This window comes from Vagococcus allomyrinae, assembly GCF_017829975.1.
Classification (GTDB): domain Bacteria; phylum Bacillota; class Bacilli; order Lactobacillales; family Vagococcaceae; genus Vagococcus_D; species Vagococcus_D allomyrinae.
This window is the reverse complement of sequence record NZ_JAEEGA010000006.1, coordinates 168606-186122: the sequence shown is the minus strand read 5'-3', so window position 1 is coordinate 186122 and position 17517 is coordinate 168606. Positions and strand designations below refer to the sequence as shown.

Below are 17517 nucleotides of genomic sequence, written 5' to 3'. Positions count from 1 at the left end.
CTATTATATTATCTCTTCCACGACTGCTAGTAAGCGATCTGTTGCATCAGGAATTCCTTCTGCTAATGACGCTTCAGCCATTGATTCTCGGCGCTGATCATTTAACATGATAGCGTCCAGTTCACGAACCAATGAAAGGCCAGACAACTCACTATCTTTCAATAACTCCGCAGCCCCAATTGAGACTAAACTCATGGCATTTTTTGTCTGATGATCATTGGTCACATTTGGACTAGGAATTAACAAGGATGGCAAACCTAAAGCCGTAATTTCCGCGATGGTTGTAGCACCTGCACGACTGACGACTAGATCAATATTTTTCAAAACTAGCTCCATATTATCAATATAGGGTCTCACCACTAGATTAGGAGACGATATACCAGCTGCTGTCATAGCGGATTGAACTTGTTCAAAATAGCGTTCTCCCGTTGCACACAGCACCTGATATTCCCGTTTGCTCAACTCTGCTAATCCCTCAATTAATGCATTAGTCAACGATAATGCTCCTTGACTACCACCAAAAATTAGCACAGTCGGCAGATCAGATTTCAACCCATAATCTTCTAAAATAGCGGATTTTTCAATTTTAGCAACTTCTTGTCCTCTTGGATTACCCGTTAATTCAATTTTGTTACTTGGAAAATACTGAGCAGCATCAGGAAAACAAATCGCAACTTTATTGACATATTTCGCTAAAAACTTATTCGTCACTCCTGGTACACTATTTTGCTCGTGAATCAAGGTTGGAATGCCTTCTTTATAGGCCGCATAGACTACCGCCGCACAAACATATCCACCGGTTCCCATGACAACATCCGGTTTAAAATCGCGAATGATTTTTTTTGAGTCACTGATACTTTTCATAAAAAGATAAGCTGTTTTAACATTTTCGAAGGACAATGAACGACGAAACCCTTGTATCTGAATCGTTTTAAATGGAATCCCCTCTTTTGGTACAATTTTGCTTTCTAATCCGCGGTTCGTTCCAACATAAAGAAATTCAGCCTCAGGATGTTTTTCTTTAATGTGTTTAACTAAGGAAACTGCCGGATAAATATGGCCACCTGTTCCGCCACCTGATACTAATACTCTCATATCATTCTCACTTCTTATCATTTATTTGCTTAACTGCTTCTTTGAAAGTAGTACCACGGCTTTCAAAATTCTTAAATTGATCCCAACTAGCACAGGCCGGCGACAATAATATGTTATCTCCTGACTGACTTAGCGTCCAACTTTCCAACACGGCTTCCTGAAGTGTCTCGACTAATTTAATTTGGGCAATCCCCGCAGCTTCTGCAGCTTTTTTTAGCTTAGCCTGACTTTCACCATACAAGATAATTGCTTTCAAGTCCTTTATTGAGGGCACCAAATCATCGAATTCATTCCCACGATCAAGTCCACCTGCTAAAAGAATCGTTTGGGGATTTTCAAACCCACTCAACGCTTTTTCTGTCGCCAATATGTTGGTTGCCTTCGAATCGTTATAAAACTTACGGCCAGCAAACTCGCCAACATACTCTGTGCGATGCTCAACTCCGCCAAAGTGCCGCAATGTGTCGCCAATTGAAGCGTTGGAAACACCTAACAGCTTGGCAACAATCGTCGCTGCAAGGGCATTTTCAATATTATGCTCACCTGGCACGCCAACTTCGTTAGCGGCCATAAGCGACTCACCATTATAACACAGTTGCCCCTTATCTAAATAGGCGTTTGCCATAACATCACCTGTCGTTTTAAAAAAGATGACAGTCGCTTGAGTGGCCTTACTTAATTCAACTAGTTCCGGTTGATTACCATTTAATATTAAGTAATCATCTTTGGTCATATTTTTTTGAATGTTCCATTTCGCTTTTACATACTCTTCTCGACTACCATGGTAATCAAGGTGAGCTTCGTACAGATTTGTCATAACTGCAATGTGTGGATGAAATTCTATGATACCCATCAATTGAAAACTGGATAGTTCTGTTACCATGACATCGTCTGCCCCAGCTTGTTGAGCTACCGAACTGGCAGGTAAGCCAATATTGCCAGCTAAGTAAGCCTGCCCCTGATCAAGTCCTTGATTGAGCAATTCTCCAATCATCGTTGTAGTAGTAGTCTTACCATTGGTACCAGTTATGGCAACAATCTTAGCCTCGGCGATTTGGTAAGCCAACTCAACCTCTGTGATAATGGCAATTCCTTTTGCCATTGCTTTTTCGAGAATAGGATTAGAATAAGGGATACCGGGATTTTTAACAACCAAGACAAATTCTTCGTCCATCAAGTCAGCTGGATGTCCACCTGTCACAACACGAATTCCCATTGAAAGCAATTCTCGTGCATCAGGGTTCTCATCAAAATCTTTCGCATCATTAACGGTGACAAGCGCACCTAGTTGATGCAACAAACGAGCTGCACTAACGCCACTTCTCGCTAACCCCAATACTAAAATTTTCTTATTTTCATATGTTGTGACAGTTTTCATCTCGGTATTTTCTCCTTATTAAAGGGGACTTCCCCCTAGTATAAAATCGTTAAAGTTATTACTGACATGACCAATCCTATTATCCAAAAAACAATATCAACTTTCCACTCACTCCAACCAGACATCTCAAAGTGATGATGAATGGGAGCCATTTTAAATATTCGTTTTCCTCTTAATTTAAACGAGGTCACTTGTAGCATAACACTAGCTGTTTCGATAACGTATACCAATCCGATTAACAACAGTGTCCATTCTTGGTGAAGCAAAATTGAAATAGCCGCCAACATACCACCTAATGCCAAGGAGCCGACATCACCCATAAAAATCTTAGCCGGTTTCTTATTAAACAAGAAAAAGCCTAAAAGTCCGCCCATGGTTGTCAAACAAATGATTAAAATATCATATTGTTGCTGATTCCAAGCAATAATGGCATATGTACCAAAAGAAATCATGCCTAAACCTGACACCAAACCATCCAATCCATCTGTTAAATTGACTGCGTTTGAAAAACCAACTAACCACAGTAAGACAAACACGCCATATAACAGCCCTAAATTCAAATCGCCAATGATTGGCAAGGTTAACGTATTGGTGAACCCTTCATTACGAAAAACCAGATAAAAGACAACTGCCCCAACAATCTGACCAATCAATTTCTGAAGTGAATTCAACCCCATGTTGCGTTTCTTAAAAATCTTGATAAAATCATCCAAAAAGCCCAGTCCTCCATAAAGGACAAGGATGAAGATCACAATAGTAAAAGAAGCAGTCAATGATTTCTGCCAAATAGCAAAAACCAGTGATGCTAAGACAATTGCAATTAGAAAAACTAACCCTCCCATGGTTGGTGTGCCAGCTTTATTATTATGCCAAGTAGGTCCATCGTCTCGGATAGACTGCCCCTGTTTTTTCATTTGAAAATAGCCGATAAAAAAAGGCATAATTGTGACAGTCAACGCAAAACTTAGCGCAATTGGTAAAAATACTTTAGTCCATTCCATTCGTTATTATCTCCTAAAAATTAGCGATGAAAGCAAGCGCCAAGCGCTTGCTTCATTTACTATTTATTACTTGCGTCAACACTTCGGTTACTCGCATCTATGTTCAAGGCTCGTTCTAATACCGTATTAGAGATCTCCGATATCATCACAGCCGGCTGAACACCAGCTGTTTTGGTGGGTTTACGCATAGTGACATACATGATATATTCTGGATTTTCAGTTGGTGCAATCTGCACTGCAGAGTATAAATACTCGTCAAGTAAATACCCTTGTTCTTCCGCAATTTCCGCAGTCCCAGTTTTGGCTGAAACACGATAGTTTTCTAACTTATAGGTTTTACCCGTACCATATTCTTGATCTTCCACGACATCCGTCATCATGTCTAAAACTTGTTTAGCAGTATTTTCGGTAATCGGTTGACCAACAACTTCTGGTTGAATCGTCGTTTCAGTTCCATCAGCGTTAACAACCTTGCTGATGAAGTTTGGTTTCATCATTTTACCGCCATTCGCAATTGCAGTAAATCCTTGAACCATTTGAAAAGGAGTGACCGAAATTGCTTGACCATAGGAAGTCATCGCTCGGTCAACTGTCGTATCCGTTCGAATAAAGCCATCATGTTCTGCTGGCGGCAAACCAGAATTGGTACTCTTGCCAAAACCAAAACGATTTAAGTAATCAATCCACTTCATATCCATGGCTTGTTGCAGATGAACCATTCCGACATTACTCGACCAAGCCACTGCTTGACGATAAGTAATGGTTCCTACCCCTTCACGAATATGGTCATTAATCCACTTGTCATCTACTTTGATCTTTCCCGTTTGAAAAGTCGCATTGGGATTAAAATTTCCAGTTTCGATTGCTGCTGCCACAGTAAAAACTTTCATCGTTGAACCAGGTTCATAAGGTTGCTCCACGAGTAAATTCTGCCACTGAGCGCCTTCCTTATCCAGGCCTTCTAAAGTTTCTGGGTTAAACGCAGGTCGTTGAGAAGCAGCTAAGATATTGCCTGTCTTGGCTTCAACTAACATAGCTGTAATATCTTCTGCACCATATTTTTCCATCGATTCTGTTAATTTACTTTCTAATAAAGACTGCAAGGAATCGTCCAATGTCGTGTAAATCGAAATACCGTCTTTGGCTTTCTTTAATTCATTTATTGTCCCTGGTAAAGGATTGCCTCGGCTGTCTCTCTGGAAGCTCACTTCACCATCTTGTCCATTAAGTTCTTTGTTATACATTTTTTCAATGCCCATTTGGCCGAGCAACCCTTTGCTTTCATCACTGTCATCAGCCAAGGCTGTGTAACCAATTAAGTAAGGTGAATAAACACCGTTTGGATAGATTCGGGCGGGATGAGCATCAAAGTAAACCCCTTTAATGCCTTCCTTTTTCAATTCAGCCTCGATATTATCCTTAGTCTCTAAAGAAATGCCTTTTCCTTCCTTACCAAATTCAACCCGTTTAATATCAAAGCCGTCAGCATTTTTTTTCTGATTCAACTGCTTTAAACCATCGGCCTTTTTGATTTTAAGGTATTTATTTAATATATCGGCAATCTTATCAAAGTTCTCGCTTTCAGCATATAAAATTTCTTGTTTTTGCGTTTTAGGATCCAATAGACCTAGGTAGGTTTTATCCAAGACAGCGTATAACGAATAGGAAGTAGCGTCTTCTGCAATGGCAACCCCGTTACGATCATAAATGGAACCTCGCTTTGCCTTGACTACGCTACTTCCTTGATACAATTGTTGAGTTTTAATATCTAAGGAAGTATCGCCGACTTTTCCAAAGCCAATGATGTAGGTAAAACGAAAGATGAACAGAAAAAAGACAACAATAGTTGCCCCAAAAAGGATGGAGCCAAATTTTTTCCGATTGGTTCTTGGCTCTAACCCTTTGCTTCGAATATATTTCTGCCATTTTTGCCAATTCATTTTTTCACATTCCTTATATTTTCATCTTTAACTTCTAAACCAGCTTCTTCAGCCGCTTTTTTTATGCGGTCTGCTCGTGACAACTCATTTTTTTCTTGTTCGAGTTTGCTGATTTGATCTGTCTTACGATCAATATCACCTTGGATAACGGCAATTTCTTCTTCTCCTCGGGAGATAGTGGTCGTTAACTTAACTGTTAAGACAGCCATCGTGACAAAAGCTAAGATAAATAAGGCAACAATAAACTTCTCGATTCTAGAAATATTTTGTAACCTTTTTTTAGGATAGGTTAAGACAGGCTCTTCTGGCGCTGCAACTGCTATCGGTTCTACTTCTTGCGGAATACTAACATCGTATTCTTCAATCTCTTTTAATTCTGCCACCTGTTCTTCCCCTTCCTTTCAAGGCGCTTTTTTTTCAGCCACCCTTAATTTTGCGCTTCTCGCGCGGTTATTATCAGCTAACTCTTCTTCTGAGGGAAGAATCGGTTTGCGATTTACTATTGATAAAATTGGTTGAAATTCGTCAGGAATGACGGGTAAGCCAGGCGGTGTTTCTTTCGGCTGACTGTATTCTTTAAAGATCGTCTTAACAATTCGATCCTCTAATGAATGGAAAGTGATAACACTAATCCGTCCATCAGGTGCCAATAATTCAATTGCCTGTTCTAAAGATTCTTCCACGACGGTTAATTCATCATTGACAGCAATCCGTACAGCTTGAAAAATTCGTTTTGCTGGATGTCCGCCTTTACGTCTCGCCGGTGCTGGAATCACATCTTTAATCAACTCAACCAACTCACCTGTGGTTTCAATTGGTTTCTCCTGTCGGCGCTTTTCGATTTCACGAGCAATTTGCTTAGAAAACTTCTCTTCGCCATAACGATAGAAAATTTTAACCAATTCATGATAATCATAGGTATTAATCAATTCACGAGCTGTCAATTCAGCTTCCGTGTCCATTCGCATATCCAAAGGGGCATCCTGATGATAACTAAAGCCCCGTTCCGCTTCATCTAGCTGAGGAGAGGAGACGCCTAAATCATATAAGACGCCGTCAACCTCTGTTACATCCAGTTGAGCTAATTTATCTTTTAGTTCCCTAAAATTCGCTTTTATAAAGGTAACCATACCTTTGTCATAATATTCCTTCAAGCTTTCCCGAGCATGGTCAATCGCTGTTTGATCTTGATCGAAAGCATATAAATGACCCGATTCCGCTAACTGTGATAGCAAATAGGCACTATGCCCCCCACCACCTAAGGTACAATCAACATAGATACCAGTGGGTTTTATCTTTAATTGATCAACAGTCTCATGTAGTAGGACTGTTGTGTGGCGAAATTCTTCAGTCATCCCATAATTCCTCTACTTTCTTATAACCCGAAATCAATCATTGTTTCTGCTAATTCATCAAAATTAGCTTCTGCTTCATCTGAGAAGTCATCCCACTTGTCTTGACTCCAGATTTCAATCCGGTTGGAGACTCCAATGACGACACATTCTTTTTCTAAGTTTGCATGAGTTCTAAGTGTTTGGGGGATATTGATGCGACCTTGCTTATCAATTTCGCATTCTGTTGCCGCTGAATAAAAGAAACGAACAAATGTCCGAGCGTCTTTCTTCGCCAAAGGCATTTCTTTAAGCTTTTCTTCCAAAACTTCCCACTCACTTTGAGGATAACCAAATAAACAGCCGTCCATCCCTCTTGTCACAACAAACTTTTCACCAAGTTTATCACGAAACTTTGAAGGCATGATCAAGCGACCTTTTGCATCTATATTATGTTTGAATTCACCCATTAACATGATAGACTACCTCATTTACCCACTTAGTATATTCAGTCTACCACATTCCCCCACTTTCTACCACAACCTAGCTAATTTTTTTTCATTTTTTTACTAAACCCCAAATATACGAAATAAATGTTCGAGCAAGACTAAGCTAAAAGATCCGTTAACCCCTTGATACGACTGACTTCCCCAAAAATAAATTAGTCCTTGGCTTTTTTTAAGTAAAAGTGGGGGCCTAGTGGGGGATTTTCCCTAAAAAATAGAAAAAGCGACATAGAATAGTCTACGTCGCTTTTTTATTTTACATGCCTACACATATTGGATAATGTTTAAAATTGTCAAAAGAATGTATAATATCAAAGTAAGTAAAAAGACTATTCGCCAAAACATTTTAAAATATCGTTTATACTGAATATCACCATAATAATAGGCGTGACTCACTGCAATCCCAATACCTAACAGAAAAATCAAAATAAGCAGATAAGGTACCGCCGACACTTTAAAGGTATCAACCGAAATAGCGTGAATCCCCATCAACAAAAGTGGCGTCGCTAAATCTGGTGATTTCAATTTGTATTTTTTAACTAATGCTAATGACTGCACGATAAAATTACACGCAAATAGCAAAATAATTGGGAAAACATACCAAAAAACCATTATAACTGGTAGCTTCATTTAATTAATCCTTTCTGTTCTCCAACTACTAGAGTAACTATACACTGTTTAGTTTACATACGTATGTCAGTCAGTTTAAGTTCCATTGTCTTTAAACGTCATTTGTTACGAAAGCATGTAATAATCATAACAGTCAGTCTCTTCGTTCGAGTCTCTTTACTACAGTTCAGTAGTAAGACCAATTAATAATTATAATCAAAAAAATGGGTTATGGCAATTGAAAGTTGCTTGTCTTGTGTTATTTGTGTAAACTTTAAGAGACTAAGCACGACTCGAAAGGATGACACTCAGTGATCAATTATTTTTCTATCAGCGACGACAGCCAAATTAATAAAGCAAACGATGAGCTCTCGGCCAATTGGATTCACATTGAAAAGCCGACAAGTGAAGACATCGAACGCTTTACCAAACGCTATCACTTTCCTCACGATTATCTTTCAGCTGTCCTTGATAATCAGGAAATCTCTCGTTATGAGGGCTTTAAACAACCCTTACTAGACCGCCCCTTATTACTTTTGCTACAGTACCCCAAAATCGTGATGAGCCCCAGCGGCTTTAAACAGATTGAAGCTTTACCATTCAGTATTATCATCACACGGGACAAAGTGATTACCAGCTGTAATGACACTTTGGAATTAGGGGCTAACCTCCTAAAAGGAAAAGCATTCCTTTCTAAAATTGACACTAAAGAAAAACTAGCCATTCAATTGGCATGGCATTTTTCCGACTTATTTAATTATTACATCAAAGCCATCAAAACAGAAACTGATGGCTTGGAAAGCGAACTACAAAAATCAACCGAAAACAAGCAGCTTTTCCAACTGATGGATATGCAAAAAAGCCTCGTCTACTTCGATTCCGCCTTAGAACAAAATTTAATCGTCATCGAAAAAGCTTACGAATCGACGATTATGATGACCAGTAAAGATAGCATGACCGCACTTTACGATATTATGATTGAAACCAAGCAAGCACTGGCGTCTGCTAAAATTCAAGCAGAACTGCTGTCTCAACTCGGAAATTTGTTTTCCGCAATAGTTTCTAATAATATGAACATCGTGATGAAAGTCTTAACTGTTATCACAATAGTGCTAACAATTCCAACAATCATCGGTGGCGTTTACGGCATGAACGTAGAACTTCCTTTTGCACAAGAAAAAAACGCTTTCTGGTGGCTCGTGATTTTGACAATCCTTTTCAGTTTAATCACATTCTGGATATTAAAAAAGAAAAAGTTTTTTTAATTTTAACTTGCGAACCTTCACATAAAAGGTGTACACTTATAGCATTGAATAAAAAAGGAGTGTCTTCCTGTGAGCAGTAAAAAAACCAATACTTTTTCAAAAGTTACTAAAGTCGTTGTTTGGGTTATGCTAATCGCCATTCTGGGTGCAGCAATCTTAGGCGGCGTAATGGCAGTTATCTAAAAAGAGTTAAGTCAAAATTTTGACTTAACTCTTTTATTTCGCTATCATCTCGTCACATCTAACTTAACTCATCAACCGCCAGATCAATTTCTTCTCGCCAAAGCCAACAACTCTCTTGCGTGTTCCTTAGTCAACGGAGTGATCGCATCACCAGACAACATGCGAGCTACTTCTAAGACACGTTCTTCCTCACTCAACCGTTTCAGAAACGTCTCAGTTCGTTTATTTTTAACTTGTTTTTCGATAAAATATTGTGTGTCAGCCGCCGCCGCAACTTGTGGCAAATGAGTGATACAAAGAACTTGAGAGCGCTCAGCGACTTGATGTATCTTATTGGCAATCGCTTGAGCCACACGACCACTTACCCCGGTGTCGACTTCATCAAAAACAATACTCGTGACACCATAAGTTTGAGAGAAAATGGTTTTAAGAGCCAACATAATACGAGACAACTCCCCACCAGAAACCACTTTTACCAGTGGTTTTAAAGGTTCGCCAGGATTGGTGGTAATAAAAAATTCCACTTTATCTTGTCCAGTTTCATTAAAACTCAGTTCTTTTTCAATTTTGACCTCAAAAACCGTCTTCTCCATGTATAACTCTTTCAACTGTTTAACAATTGCCGCTTCTAAGTCTTTAGCAATCTCTGACCTTAAAATCGTCAGCTCATCAGCCAATCCCTTGACAGTTTTTTCCTGTTCACTCAGCTTGGTTTCCAACTTCTCACTCTGATTCTCGCCTTCAATCGACTCCATCAGCTCAGACGAAATATCCGCAAAATAAGCCAAAATCTGCTCCTCAGATTCGCCATATTTACGTTTTAATTGACGGATAGTATCCAAACGAAATTCAACTTCATCTATTCGCGTTTCGTCCATTTCCAAAGTGTCAATCATTCGCGAGACCCCAGAAACAGCCTCTTGAAGTTGATAATAGCTACTCTTGACCGCCTCAGACACTTCTAAATATTCTGAATCTATGCCTTCAATCTCAATCAGTTCATTCATCGCAAAACCAATTTGATCTAAACTACTGACCTCTCCGCCTGTTAAGGCCTCATAACTGTTAGTCAAACCATCCGCTATCTTTTGAAAATTATTCAGGCGGTGACGCTCCTCCATCAACTGAGCTTCTTCACCGACTTTAAGTTCTGCCGCCTCGATTTCTTCACATTGAAATTGTAGCATGTCAATTCGTTGCGCAAATTCCTTTTCATGCTTCTGTTTATTTCTAACTTTGGCTAGCGTCTCTCGATACCTAGCGTAAGCTGCCTCATACCGACTTTTTAATGCCTTTATCTGCTGCTGGCCATACTGATCTAATAAACCTAAATGAGTCTCAGCATGCATTAATTCTTGATGCTCATTTTGACCGTGAATGTCCACCAAGTAGCTGCCAATATCACGTAAAGTCGTCGTATTAATGAGACGCCCATTCACTCGACACGCATTTTTACCACTTTTAGAAATTTCCCGAGAGATAATCACCGTATCATCTTCAAAATCAACAGCCAAATCATTCAGCAGAGCAACCAAAGGAGAGTCTGAAACAACACTAAATTGTCCTTCTAAAACGCATTTAGAAGCACCTTGACGAATATAGTCTGTCGACCCACGTCCGCCAACTAACAAGCCCACGGCATCAATAATAATCGATTTACCAGCCCCAGTCTCCCCCGTCAAAACGGTCATCCCTTCACCAAAGGACACATCTAAAGCAGAGATAATCGCAAAATTTTGAATGGATAATTCTTGTAACATTATTTTCACCTCTCGTAAATAATTACATTTAATTGTTGGTGAATCTCGATGGCTTGATTTTCTTCCCTAAAAATCATTAAGACCTTATCATCCGTTGCTAAACTTGTAAACAACAACTTCTCATACAATTTTTCAATCAGCTGTCCCAAAGCGGCACCACTACCAGGAATCGTCTTAATAACCACCATTTTATCCATAATACTTAAACTTACCAGACTGGCATCAAGCATCTTACTCAGCTTTTGATCATCTACCTCAGGTTTTTGGTTCGATAAACTGTAGTGAAACGACCCATCTTCATTGCTAACTTTAATCAACTGCATTTCTTTAATATCACGAGATATAGTCGCTTGAGTCACATCTATACCACGTTCGATCAACAAATCGACAAATTCCTCTTGTTTCTGAATACGATGCTCTTTTAACAACTGTTTTATCAGCCGTTGACGATCAGTCTTTTTCATAAATTACCTCCTACTTCACCTTACGATGAATGTCCGCTAACGCTCACCATCTGACTATGCCATGAAACAGACATCAATCATTTCAAAAGCACATACTAACTATCACACGTTCGATTGACAACTATTTCGCCACTTTCACTTTCAATTCACGATGTGCAGATTCAACCACACTTTGACTAATTTGTTCAATATCTATTGCCGACATAGGCTCTTCATTCCATTTCAAATAAGCCAAAAACTCGATGTTGCCTTCGCCCCCTTTAATAGGAGAAAAATCAACACCAACGATTTGATACCCTTCTTCTGCCATAAAAGATAACATACTCTCTAACACCTGACGATGAATTTTCGGTTCACGAATAACGCCATTTTTACCGACTAGCTCTTTGCCAGCTTCAAACTGAGGTTTAATTAGCGCCACCACTTCTCCACCTAGTTTTAGAATCGTCTTTAAAACAGGCAAGATTAACCGCAGCGAAATAAACGACACATCAATTGACGAGATATCAGGTAAACCCTCAGTAAAATCTTCTGGTTTAGCATACCTGAAATTAGTTCGCTCCATCACAACGACCCGCTCATCTTGCCGCAATTTCCAAGCTAATTGATTGTAGCCAACATCTAAAGCGTAACTCATTTTAGCTCCATTTTGCAAGGCAACATCTGTAAAGCCACCAGTTGAAGAACCGATATCCAATAAAATTTTATCAGCCAGTTCAATCTGAAAGACCTTAATCGCTTTTTCCAGCTTCAAGCCACCACGAGAAACATATTTAAGCCCTTCCCCCTTCAAATGAAGTTGAGTGTCTTCAGGAATCTTTTCTCCCGGTTTATCCATTCGTTGATTATTTGTATCATAAACTAAACCAGCCATAACCGCTCGTTTGGCTTTTTCTCGGGTCTCACTTAAACCTTGATTATATACAAGGACATCTACTCGTTCTTTTTTCATAAGTCTCACTTTCACTTAAACCATTAATGTCTGAATCAATTCCGCTAATAAACTTGTCTCTTGAGTAATTTTCAATTCCAACTTAACTTCTTCCAAAGCCGACATCGCCACTTGACAATGGTCCTCCAAAGCCACTTTGGCACCCTCGACACCTAATAAGGAGGTATAAGTACTTTTGTTTAAGGCTTGGTCCATACCAGTTTTTTTACCAATGACAGTTTCATCCCCAATGACATCTAACAAGTCATCCTTAATTTGAAAGGCAATTCCGAAGTTTTCAGCATAAATCTGCATCTGATCACTTATTTGTTGCTCCTGATGACTGATTAATAAACCCGCTTCGACAGCGAATTTTATCAAAGCCCCTGTTTTACGGCGATGGACTGATTGCAACGCAGGTAAATCCAGCTGTTGAGACTCCCCTTCGATATCGGCTACTTGTCCGCCTATCATGCCTTGCGTACCAGCGTACCTCGCCAAACGCTGAAGCAAACTCACTTTAAGCTCAGCCGCTAGTTCTGCTTCAGCCACAAGGTGAAACGCTTCGGTCAATAAACCATCACCAGCTAATATCGCTAGACCTTCACCATAAACAATGTGATTCGTCGGTTTTCCTCGACGCAACTCATCATTATCCATCGCTGGTAAGTCATCGTGAATCAAAGAATACGTATGAATCATTTCTAAGGCTCCAGCTACCTGGTAGGCACCTCTCGTAATCTGACCATTAAAAAAAGCAATCGTCCCCAACAACAACAGTGGACGCAATTTTTTTCCACCTGCAGCCAACGAATAGCTCATACTGTCTAGCAAATGAGCTTCTGTAGCCTGCGACTTAATAAATTGATCAATTTCTCGATCTAATTTTGGTATGTGAATTTTTCCAAAGCTTAACAAGCTGTCCCCCATCATTAAGACTCACTTTCATCAAAGACGACTTCCTCATCGTTTTCCGTCATAATTTTTGTTAAAGTTTTTTCTGCCTTTGTTAACGTCTCTTGACAAATTTTACTCAACTCGATCCCTTTTTGAAACTGCTCCAAAGCAGTTTCCAACGGCACTTCTCCCTGTTCTAACTCTTTTACTATTACCTCTAGCGCCATCATCGATTCTTCAAACGTCATCGCTTCTTTAGTCATTTATTTCCTCACTCTCATTTACTCGAATTTCCTTAACCACCAGGTCCGCCTCACCATCAACAAAATGTAAGGTCAAGTCCTTATCAGGCAACAGTTGCTTTACAGATGCGACCAATTGCTCGCCATCTGTGACATAAGTATACCCGCGTCCCATGGTTTTCAACGGACTTAACAAATCCAATGACTGGGCCAATTGCCCAAATTGTTTATTTTTTTCTTTGATTAATTGCAACATCTCACTGGTCAAGTGTTGCCGTAACATCTCTAATTGTTGAGATTGATTAGCCACTCGATTAATCGGTGTCACCAATTTCAAACGGTGATCTAAGTTTTGAAACTGATCCTTTTTAGCTGCCACCAACTGCTGACTATTTTGTTGAAATTTCCTCGTCAACAAGTCAAGCTTAACAGAAAACCCTTCATACAACCGCTCCGGTTGCTTAAAAATAAAGGAATTCATCACATGTTGTAGGCGTTGTTTTTGACGCGTCACTTGATAAGAATAACTCTTAACCAAACGGTTTTCTCGCTCTTTAATTTTTATTAACTCATCATTTAAAACAGGGACTGCCAATTCAGCTGCTGCTGTTGGCGTTGCCGCACGCACATCTGCTACTAGATCAGCAATGGTAACATCCGTTTCATGGCCAACTGATGAAATAATCGGTGTTTTCGCCTCAAAAATAGCCCGAGCCACCCGTTCTTCATTAAATGGCCAGAGATCTTCAATAGAACCACCACCTCTCGCCACGATTAAGGTGTCAATGTCCCCTCGCGCTTCCACTCGGGCAATATTACGGCAAACATCATCTGCCGCTTTCTCACCTTGAACTAAAGTAGGATAGAGAATTAATTGAGCAATCGGATATCTCCGTTGAACAGTGGTGATAATATCACGAATAACCGCCCCACTGGGACTGGTAATCACTGCAATTTTTTGAGGATACTGAACCAGCGCTTGTTTAGCACCCGTAAATAAGCCCTCTTTAGACAATTTCTCCTTCATTTCAGCTAACGCTTGATAAAGTGCCCCAACACCATCTGGTTCCATATGTTCCACGTAAATCTGATAATTACCACTGGCTTCATACAATGAAATCCGCCCGACAACCAATACTTTCATGCCCTCTTTAGGCGCGAACTTCAATTTTTGAAAAGCCCCTTTAAACATGATAGCCGCAATCTTGGCTTGTTCATCTTTCAAACTAAAATATTGATGAGCGTTTGCCCGCATGCGGAAATTAGATATTTCACCAGTCAAGTATACCCGCTCCAAATACGGATCAGCTTCAAATTTACGTTTCAAATATTTTGTCAGAGCTGTGACTGTTAAATACTGTTGTTCCAGGTCACTCATCTCCTTTTTTTATCATTCTGCTACTGCTTATCCTATTAGTCCGTTACTGTATTTTTCGTGCGTTAGCAATAGTTTGCTCCATCAACATGGTGATCGTCATCGGTCCAACACCCTTTGGCACTGGCGTCACTAAACTAGCCACCTCGATCACTTCATCAAATGCCACATCTCCAATCAATTTCCCTTCAGCGCTACGGTTCATCCCCACATCAATCACGACTGCTCCCGGTTTAATGTGTTCAGCCCGGATAAAATGACCTCGACCAATCGCCACCACTAAAACATCAGCTCGTCGCGTGACAGCTGGTAAATCAATGGTCCGTGAATGAGTGATTGTCACAGTCGCATTTTTATCTAATAACAATTGAGCCATCGGTTTCCCAACGATGTTACTTCTGCCAACCACAACAGCCTCTTTCCCTTCAAGCTCCACATCATAAGCTTCCAGCATCTTCATGATGCCGTAAGGAGTACAAGGGATTAAGCCTGCCTGCCCGCTAAATAATTTCCCAACATTAATCGGATGAAAACCATCCACATCTTTTTCAGGCGTAATTGCTAACAAAACCTTTTCTTCATCTATATGACCAGGTAAAGGGAGTTGAACCAAAATACCGTGAAACAAGTCATTTTGATTATAATTAGACACAACCTCAATTAATTCCGCCTCTGACACCTCTTCAGGTAAGCGTTCTACTACAGAGTGCAACCCAATTTTTTTAGCCGTTAATTCTTTATTACGAACATACGTCTGACTTGCTGGATTTTCACCAACAATAATCACGACTAAACCAGGTTTAATTGACATCTCAGCCACTTCAGCCGCCATCCCCAGTTGCATTTTATCAGCCAATGCACGGCCATCAATAATTTTCCCCACCATTAGTAACGCCTCTTTTCTATTTTTTTCACTGCCTATATTCTAGCATAGATTAATTTTTGACGAAAGATTCCACTCCAAACCACTAAAGAAAAAACTCAAAGAAATAGCGAACTATTTCTCTGAGTTTAAGGTTGGCACAATATTCGATAAGACACCATTCACAAATTTACGGGAATCATCGTCACTGTATTTTTTAGTTAGCTCAAGAGCTTCGTTCAAGGCAACCTTAGCAGGTATTTCATCGACATAAAGCATCTCGTAAATCGCAATTCGCAAGATAATCAAATCAGGTTTCGCAATTCTTGCTAATGTCCACTTTTTCAGATTCTTCTGAATTAATTGGTCCAGCTCCTCACGCTGTTGGCAAACACCTGTTACCAGTGTGTCCAAATAGCCTGGGATAAAGGACTCTCCATCTTCGCTCACAAATTCAGCGTTGTTATATTCAAAGGCATAGCTGATGGCGTCTTCCTTCGTAATATCTTGATTAAAGTCAAAGGGATACAATGACTGCAAAGCTTTTTCTCTTATTTCGTGACGAGTTAATTCCACTCTATTCATCCTCTTCTGAATCAAATAATTCTTCTAAACTCGGGCTAGCTAATTTTTCAGGAACAACACCCACTACATGAATATTGACTTCTGCTAATTCGATATCCGTCATGTACAGAACTTGTTGTTTCACCTTCTCTTGCATATTTAACGCAACTTTCGGCACTGAGACGCCATAATTCAAATAACAGTATAACTCAACTTTTAAGCCGTTATCATCATTCTTCAAGTGAACGCCTTTACCATGAGCTGCCCTTCCTAATAGTTCATTGACATTCGAAGCCAGATCGCCACGCATGCCATAAACACCTGATACTTTAGATGCGGCAATTCCGATAATTACTTCAATGACTTCAGGGGCAATTACAATTTCGCCACCCATATTTTCTTGACCATTTTCAATTACAAATGTTGTTTCTTCAGTCATTTGAACCCCTCCTTCTTAATAGCTGTTACCATTATAAAACAATTAGCTCAAAACAGCCATCCCTATTATGCTCGTGAGACGTAAGAACCATCCGCTGTGTTAATCACTAACACATCATCTGCATTAACAAAGAACGGAACTTGAACAACTAGCCCTGTTTCCATTGTAGCCGGTTTAGACCCACCAGAAGACGTATCTCCACGGATTCCAGGATCCGTTTCAGCGACCTTTAGTTCGACTGTATTCGGTAAGGAAACACCAATGGTTTCTTCTCCGTACATGATAATATTACACAAACTATTTTCCAGTAAAAACTTCAATTCATCCTTAATCTGCTCGGTTGGCAATTCGACTTGTTCGTAGTTTTCTGTGTCCATAAACACATGGTTTCCACCACTTTCATACAAGTATTGCATCTTACGATTATCTATTTGAGCTTTGGCAACTTTTTCACCTGCCCGAAAGGTTTTTTCTTGAACCGAACCGTTACGGAGATTTTTTAGTTTAGAACGAACAAACGCTGCTCCTTTTCCAGGCTTAACATGTTGGAAATCAACCACACGCCAAATGCCTCCGTCGAATTCGATTGTTAATCCCGTTTTAAAATCATTTACAGAAATCATCAGTTTCCTCCTATTATATGGACTCGTCTACAGTTTATCACTAAATGACCTC

20 protein-coding genes are annotated in these 17517 nt (G+C 39.8%); 2 read left to right on the top strand and 18 right to left on the bottom strand.

Annotated features, from left to right (window positions below; genetic code table 11):
* Window positions 1-3: 3 nt before the first annotated feature.
* The 8 genes from murG to I6N95_RS10915 form a co-directional block, all read right to left on the bottom strand.
* Window positions 4-1095: an undecaprenyldiphospho-muramoylpentapeptide beta-N-acetylglucosaminyltransferase gene (gene murG / locus I6N95_RS10950; RefSeq protein ID WP_209527545.1), complete on the bottom strand. Its 1092-nt coding sequence runs from the start codon at window positions 1093-1095 to the stop codon at window positions 4-6.
* A 7-nt stretch (window positions 1096-1102) separates the two neighbouring features.
* Window positions 1103-2473: a UDP-N-acetylmuramoyl-L-alanine--D-glutamate ligase gene (gene murD / locus I6N95_RS10945; RefSeq protein ID WP_209527543.1), complete on the bottom strand. Its 1371-nt coding sequence runs from the start codon at window positions 2471-2473 to the stop codon at window positions 1103-1105.
* Window positions 2474-2508: 35 nt separating this feature from the next.
* Window positions 2509-3474: a phospho-N-acetylmuramoyl-pentapeptide-transferase gene (mraY, locus tag I6N95_RS10940; RefSeq protein ID WP_209527541.1), complete on the bottom strand. Its 966-nt coding sequence runs from the start codon at window positions 3472-3474 to the stop codon at window positions 2509-2511.
* A 59-nt stretch (window positions 3475-3533) separates the two neighbouring features.
* Entirely contained in the window at window positions 3534-5414 is a 1881-nt protein-coding gene (locus tag I6N95_RS10935; protein WP_209527539.1) for a penicillin-binding transpeptidase domain-containing protein, read from the bottom strand.
* Complete coding sequence (ftsL, locus tag I6N95_RS27705) at window positions 5411-5797, bottom strand: cell division protein FtsL (RefSeq protein WP_209527537.1); 387 nt, start codon at window positions 5795-5797, stop codon at window positions 5411-5413. Before ftsL ends, I6N95_RS10935 begins: the two co-directional genes overlap by 4 nt.
* A gap of 18 nt (window positions 5798-5815) precedes the next feature.
* Window positions 5816-6769 carry a 16S rRNA (cytosine(1402)-N(4))-methyltransferase RsmH gene (gene rsmH / locus I6N95_RS10925; RefSeq protein ID WP_209527535.1) on the bottom strand — a complete coding sequence of 318 codons (954 nt, stop codon included), beginning with the start codon at window positions 6767-6769 and terminating at the stop codon, window positions 5816-5818.
* Between the two features lie 20 nt (window positions 6770-6789).
* Window positions 6790-7221, bottom strand: a complete 432-nt coding sequence (gene mraZ, locus I6N95_RS10920) for a division/cell wall cluster transcriptional repressor MraZ (protein WP_209527533.1) — start codon at window positions 7219-7221, stop codon at window positions 6790-6792.
* Window positions 7222-7515: 294 nt separating this feature from the next.
* Window positions 7516-7881: a DUF3397 domain-containing protein gene (locus tag I6N95_RS10915; protein WP_209527531.1), complete on the bottom strand. Its 366-nt coding sequence runs from the start codon at window positions 7879-7881 to the stop codon at window positions 7516-7518.
* Window positions 7882-8171: 290 nt separating this feature from the next.
* On the opposite strand from I6N95_RS10915, the gene I6N95_RS10910 reads away from it, so the two are divergent.
* Window positions 8172-9125 carry a magnesium transporter CorA family protein gene (locus tag I6N95_RS10910; protein ID WP_209527529.1) on the top strand — a complete coding sequence of 318 codons (954 nt, stop codon included), beginning with the start codon at window positions 8172-8174 and terminating at the stop codon, window positions 9123-9125.
* A 69-nt stretch (window positions 9126-9194) separates the two neighbouring features.
* Complete coding sequence (locus I6N95_RS10905; protein ID WP_209527527.1) at window positions 9195-9308, top strand: DUF4044 domain-containing protein; 114 nt, start codon at window positions 9195-9197, stop codon at window positions 9306-9308.
* An 83-nt stretch (window positions 9309-9391) separates the two neighbouring features.
* On the opposite strand, the gene recN is transcribed toward I6N95_RS10905, so the two are convergent.
* The 10 genes from recN to efp form a co-directional block, all read right to left on the bottom strand.
* Window positions 9392-11068 (bottom strand): DNA repair protein RecN, encoded by a 1677-nt coding sequence (gene recN / locus I6N95_RS10900; protein WP_209527524.1) that lies wholly within the window; start codon window positions 11066-11068, stop codon window positions 9392-9394.
* A 5-nt stretch (window positions 11069-11073) separates the two neighbouring features.
* Window positions 11074-11532, bottom strand: coding sequence for an arginine repressor (locus I6N95_RS10895; RefSeq protein WP_209527522.1), 459 nt, complete (start codon window positions 11530-11532; stop codon window positions 11074-11076).
* 121 nt (window positions 11533-11653) lie between these two features.
* Window positions 11654-12484: a TlyA family RNA methyltransferase gene (locus tag I6N95_RS10890; RefSeq protein WP_209527520.1), complete on the bottom strand. Its 831-nt coding sequence runs from the start codon at window positions 12482-12484 to the stop codon at window positions 11654-11656.
* A 15-nt stretch (window positions 12485-12499) separates the two neighbouring features.
* Window positions 12500-13393 (bottom strand): polyprenyl synthetase family protein, encoded by an 894-nt coding sequence (locus I6N95_RS10885; protein WP_209527518.1) that lies wholly within the window; start codon window positions 13391-13393, stop codon window positions 12500-12502.
* A gap of 2 nt (window positions 13394-13395) precedes the next feature.
* Complete coding sequence (locus I6N95_RS10880; RefSeq protein WP_209527516.1) at window positions 13396-13623, bottom strand: exodeoxyribonuclease VII small subunit; 228 nt, start codon at window positions 13621-13623, stop codon at window positions 13396-13398.
* On the bottom strand, window positions 13616-14971 hold the full coding sequence (xseA, locus tag I6N95_RS10875; protein WP_209527767.1) for an exodeoxyribonuclease VII large subunit: 1356 nt from the start codon (window positions 14969-14971) through the stop codon (window positions 13616-13618). The genes I6N95_RS10880 and xseA overlap by 8 nt, the downstream gene beginning before the upstream one ends.
* A 52-nt stretch (window positions 14972-15023) precedes the next feature.
* Window positions 15024-15860 (bottom strand): bifunctional methylenetetrahydrofolate dehydrogenase/methenyltetrahydrofolate cyclohydrolase, encoded by an 837-nt coding sequence (locus I6N95_RS10870; RefSeq protein ID WP_209527764.1) that lies wholly within the window; start codon window positions 15858-15860, stop codon window positions 15024-15026.
* Window positions 15861-15974: 114 nt separating this feature from the next.
* Window positions 15975-16424, bottom strand: coding sequence for a transcription antitermination factor NusB (nusB, locus tag I6N95_RS10865; RefSeq protein ID WP_209527514.1), 450 nt, complete (start codon window positions 16422-16424; stop codon window positions 15975-15977).
* Entirely contained in the window at window positions 16417-16842 is a 426-nt protein-coding gene (locus I6N95_RS10860) for an Asp23/Gls24 family envelope stress response protein (RefSeq protein ID WP_209527512.1), read from the bottom strand. The genes nusB and I6N95_RS10860 overlap by 8 nt, the downstream gene beginning before the upstream one ends.
* Before the next feature lie 65 nt (window positions 16843-16907).
* Window positions 16908-17465, bottom strand: coding sequence for an elongation factor P (efp, locus tag I6N95_RS10855; RefSeq protein WP_209527510.1), 558 nt, complete (start codon window positions 17463-17465; stop codon window positions 16908-16910).
* Window positions 17466-17517 lie beyond the last annotated feature (52 nt).

Coding starts and splice junctions, on each gene's coding strand:
- murG (WP_209527545.1), bottom strand. CDS start 1,095: ATGAGAGTATTAGTATCAGGTGGCGGAACAGGTGGCCATATTTATCCG.
- murD (WP_209527543.1), bottom strand. CDS start 2,473: ATGAAAACTGTCACAACATATGAAAATAAGAAAATTTTAGTATTGGGG.
- mraY (WP_209527541.1), bottom strand. CDS start 3,474: ATGGAATGGACTAAAGTATTTTTACCAATTGCGCTAAGTTTTGCGTTG.
- I6N95_RS10935 (WP_209527539.1), bottom strand. CDS start 5,414: ATGAATTGGCAAAAATGGCAGAAATATATTCGAAGCAAAGGGTTAGAG.
- rsmH (WP_209527535.1), bottom strand. CDS start 6,769: ATGACTGAAGAATTTCGCCACACAACAGTCCTACTACATGAGACTGTT.
- mraZ (WP_209527533.1), bottom strand. CDS start 7,221: ATGTTAATGGGTGAATTCAAACATAATATAGATGCAAAAGGTCGCTTG.
- I6N95_RS10915 (WP_209527531.1), bottom strand. CDS start 7,881: ATGAAGCTACCAGTTATAATGGTTTTTTGGTATGTTTTCCCAATTATT.
- recN (WP_209527524.1), bottom strand. CDS start 11,068: ATGTTACAAGAATTATCCATTCAAAATTTTGCGATTATCTCTGCTTTA.
- I6N95_RS10895 (WP_209527522.1), bottom strand. CDS start 11,532: ATGAAAAAGACTGATCGTCAACGGCTGATAAAACAGTTGTTAAAAGAG.
- I6N95_RS10890 (WP_209527520.1), bottom strand. CDS start 12,484: ATGAAAAAAGAACGAGTAGATGTCCTTGTATATAATCAAGGTTTAAGT.
- I6N95_RS10885 (WP_209527518.1), bottom strand. CDS start 13,393: ATGGGGGACAGCTTGTTAAGCTTTGGAAAAATTCACATACCAAAATTA.
- I6N95_RS10880 (WP_209527516.1), bottom strand. CDS start 13,623: ATGACTAAAGAAGCGATGACGTTTGAAGAATCGATGATGGCGCTAGAG.
- nusB (WP_209527514.1), bottom strand. CDS start 16,424: ATGAATAGAGTGGAATTAACTCGTCACGAAATAAGAGAAAAAGCTTTG.
- I6N95_RS10860 (WP_209527512.1), bottom strand. CDS start 16,842: ATGACTGAAGAAACAACATTTGTAATTGAAAATGGTCAAGAAAATATG.
- efp (WP_209527510.1), bottom strand. CDS start 17,465: ATGATTTCTGTAAATGATTTTAAAACGGGATTAACAATCGAATTCGAC.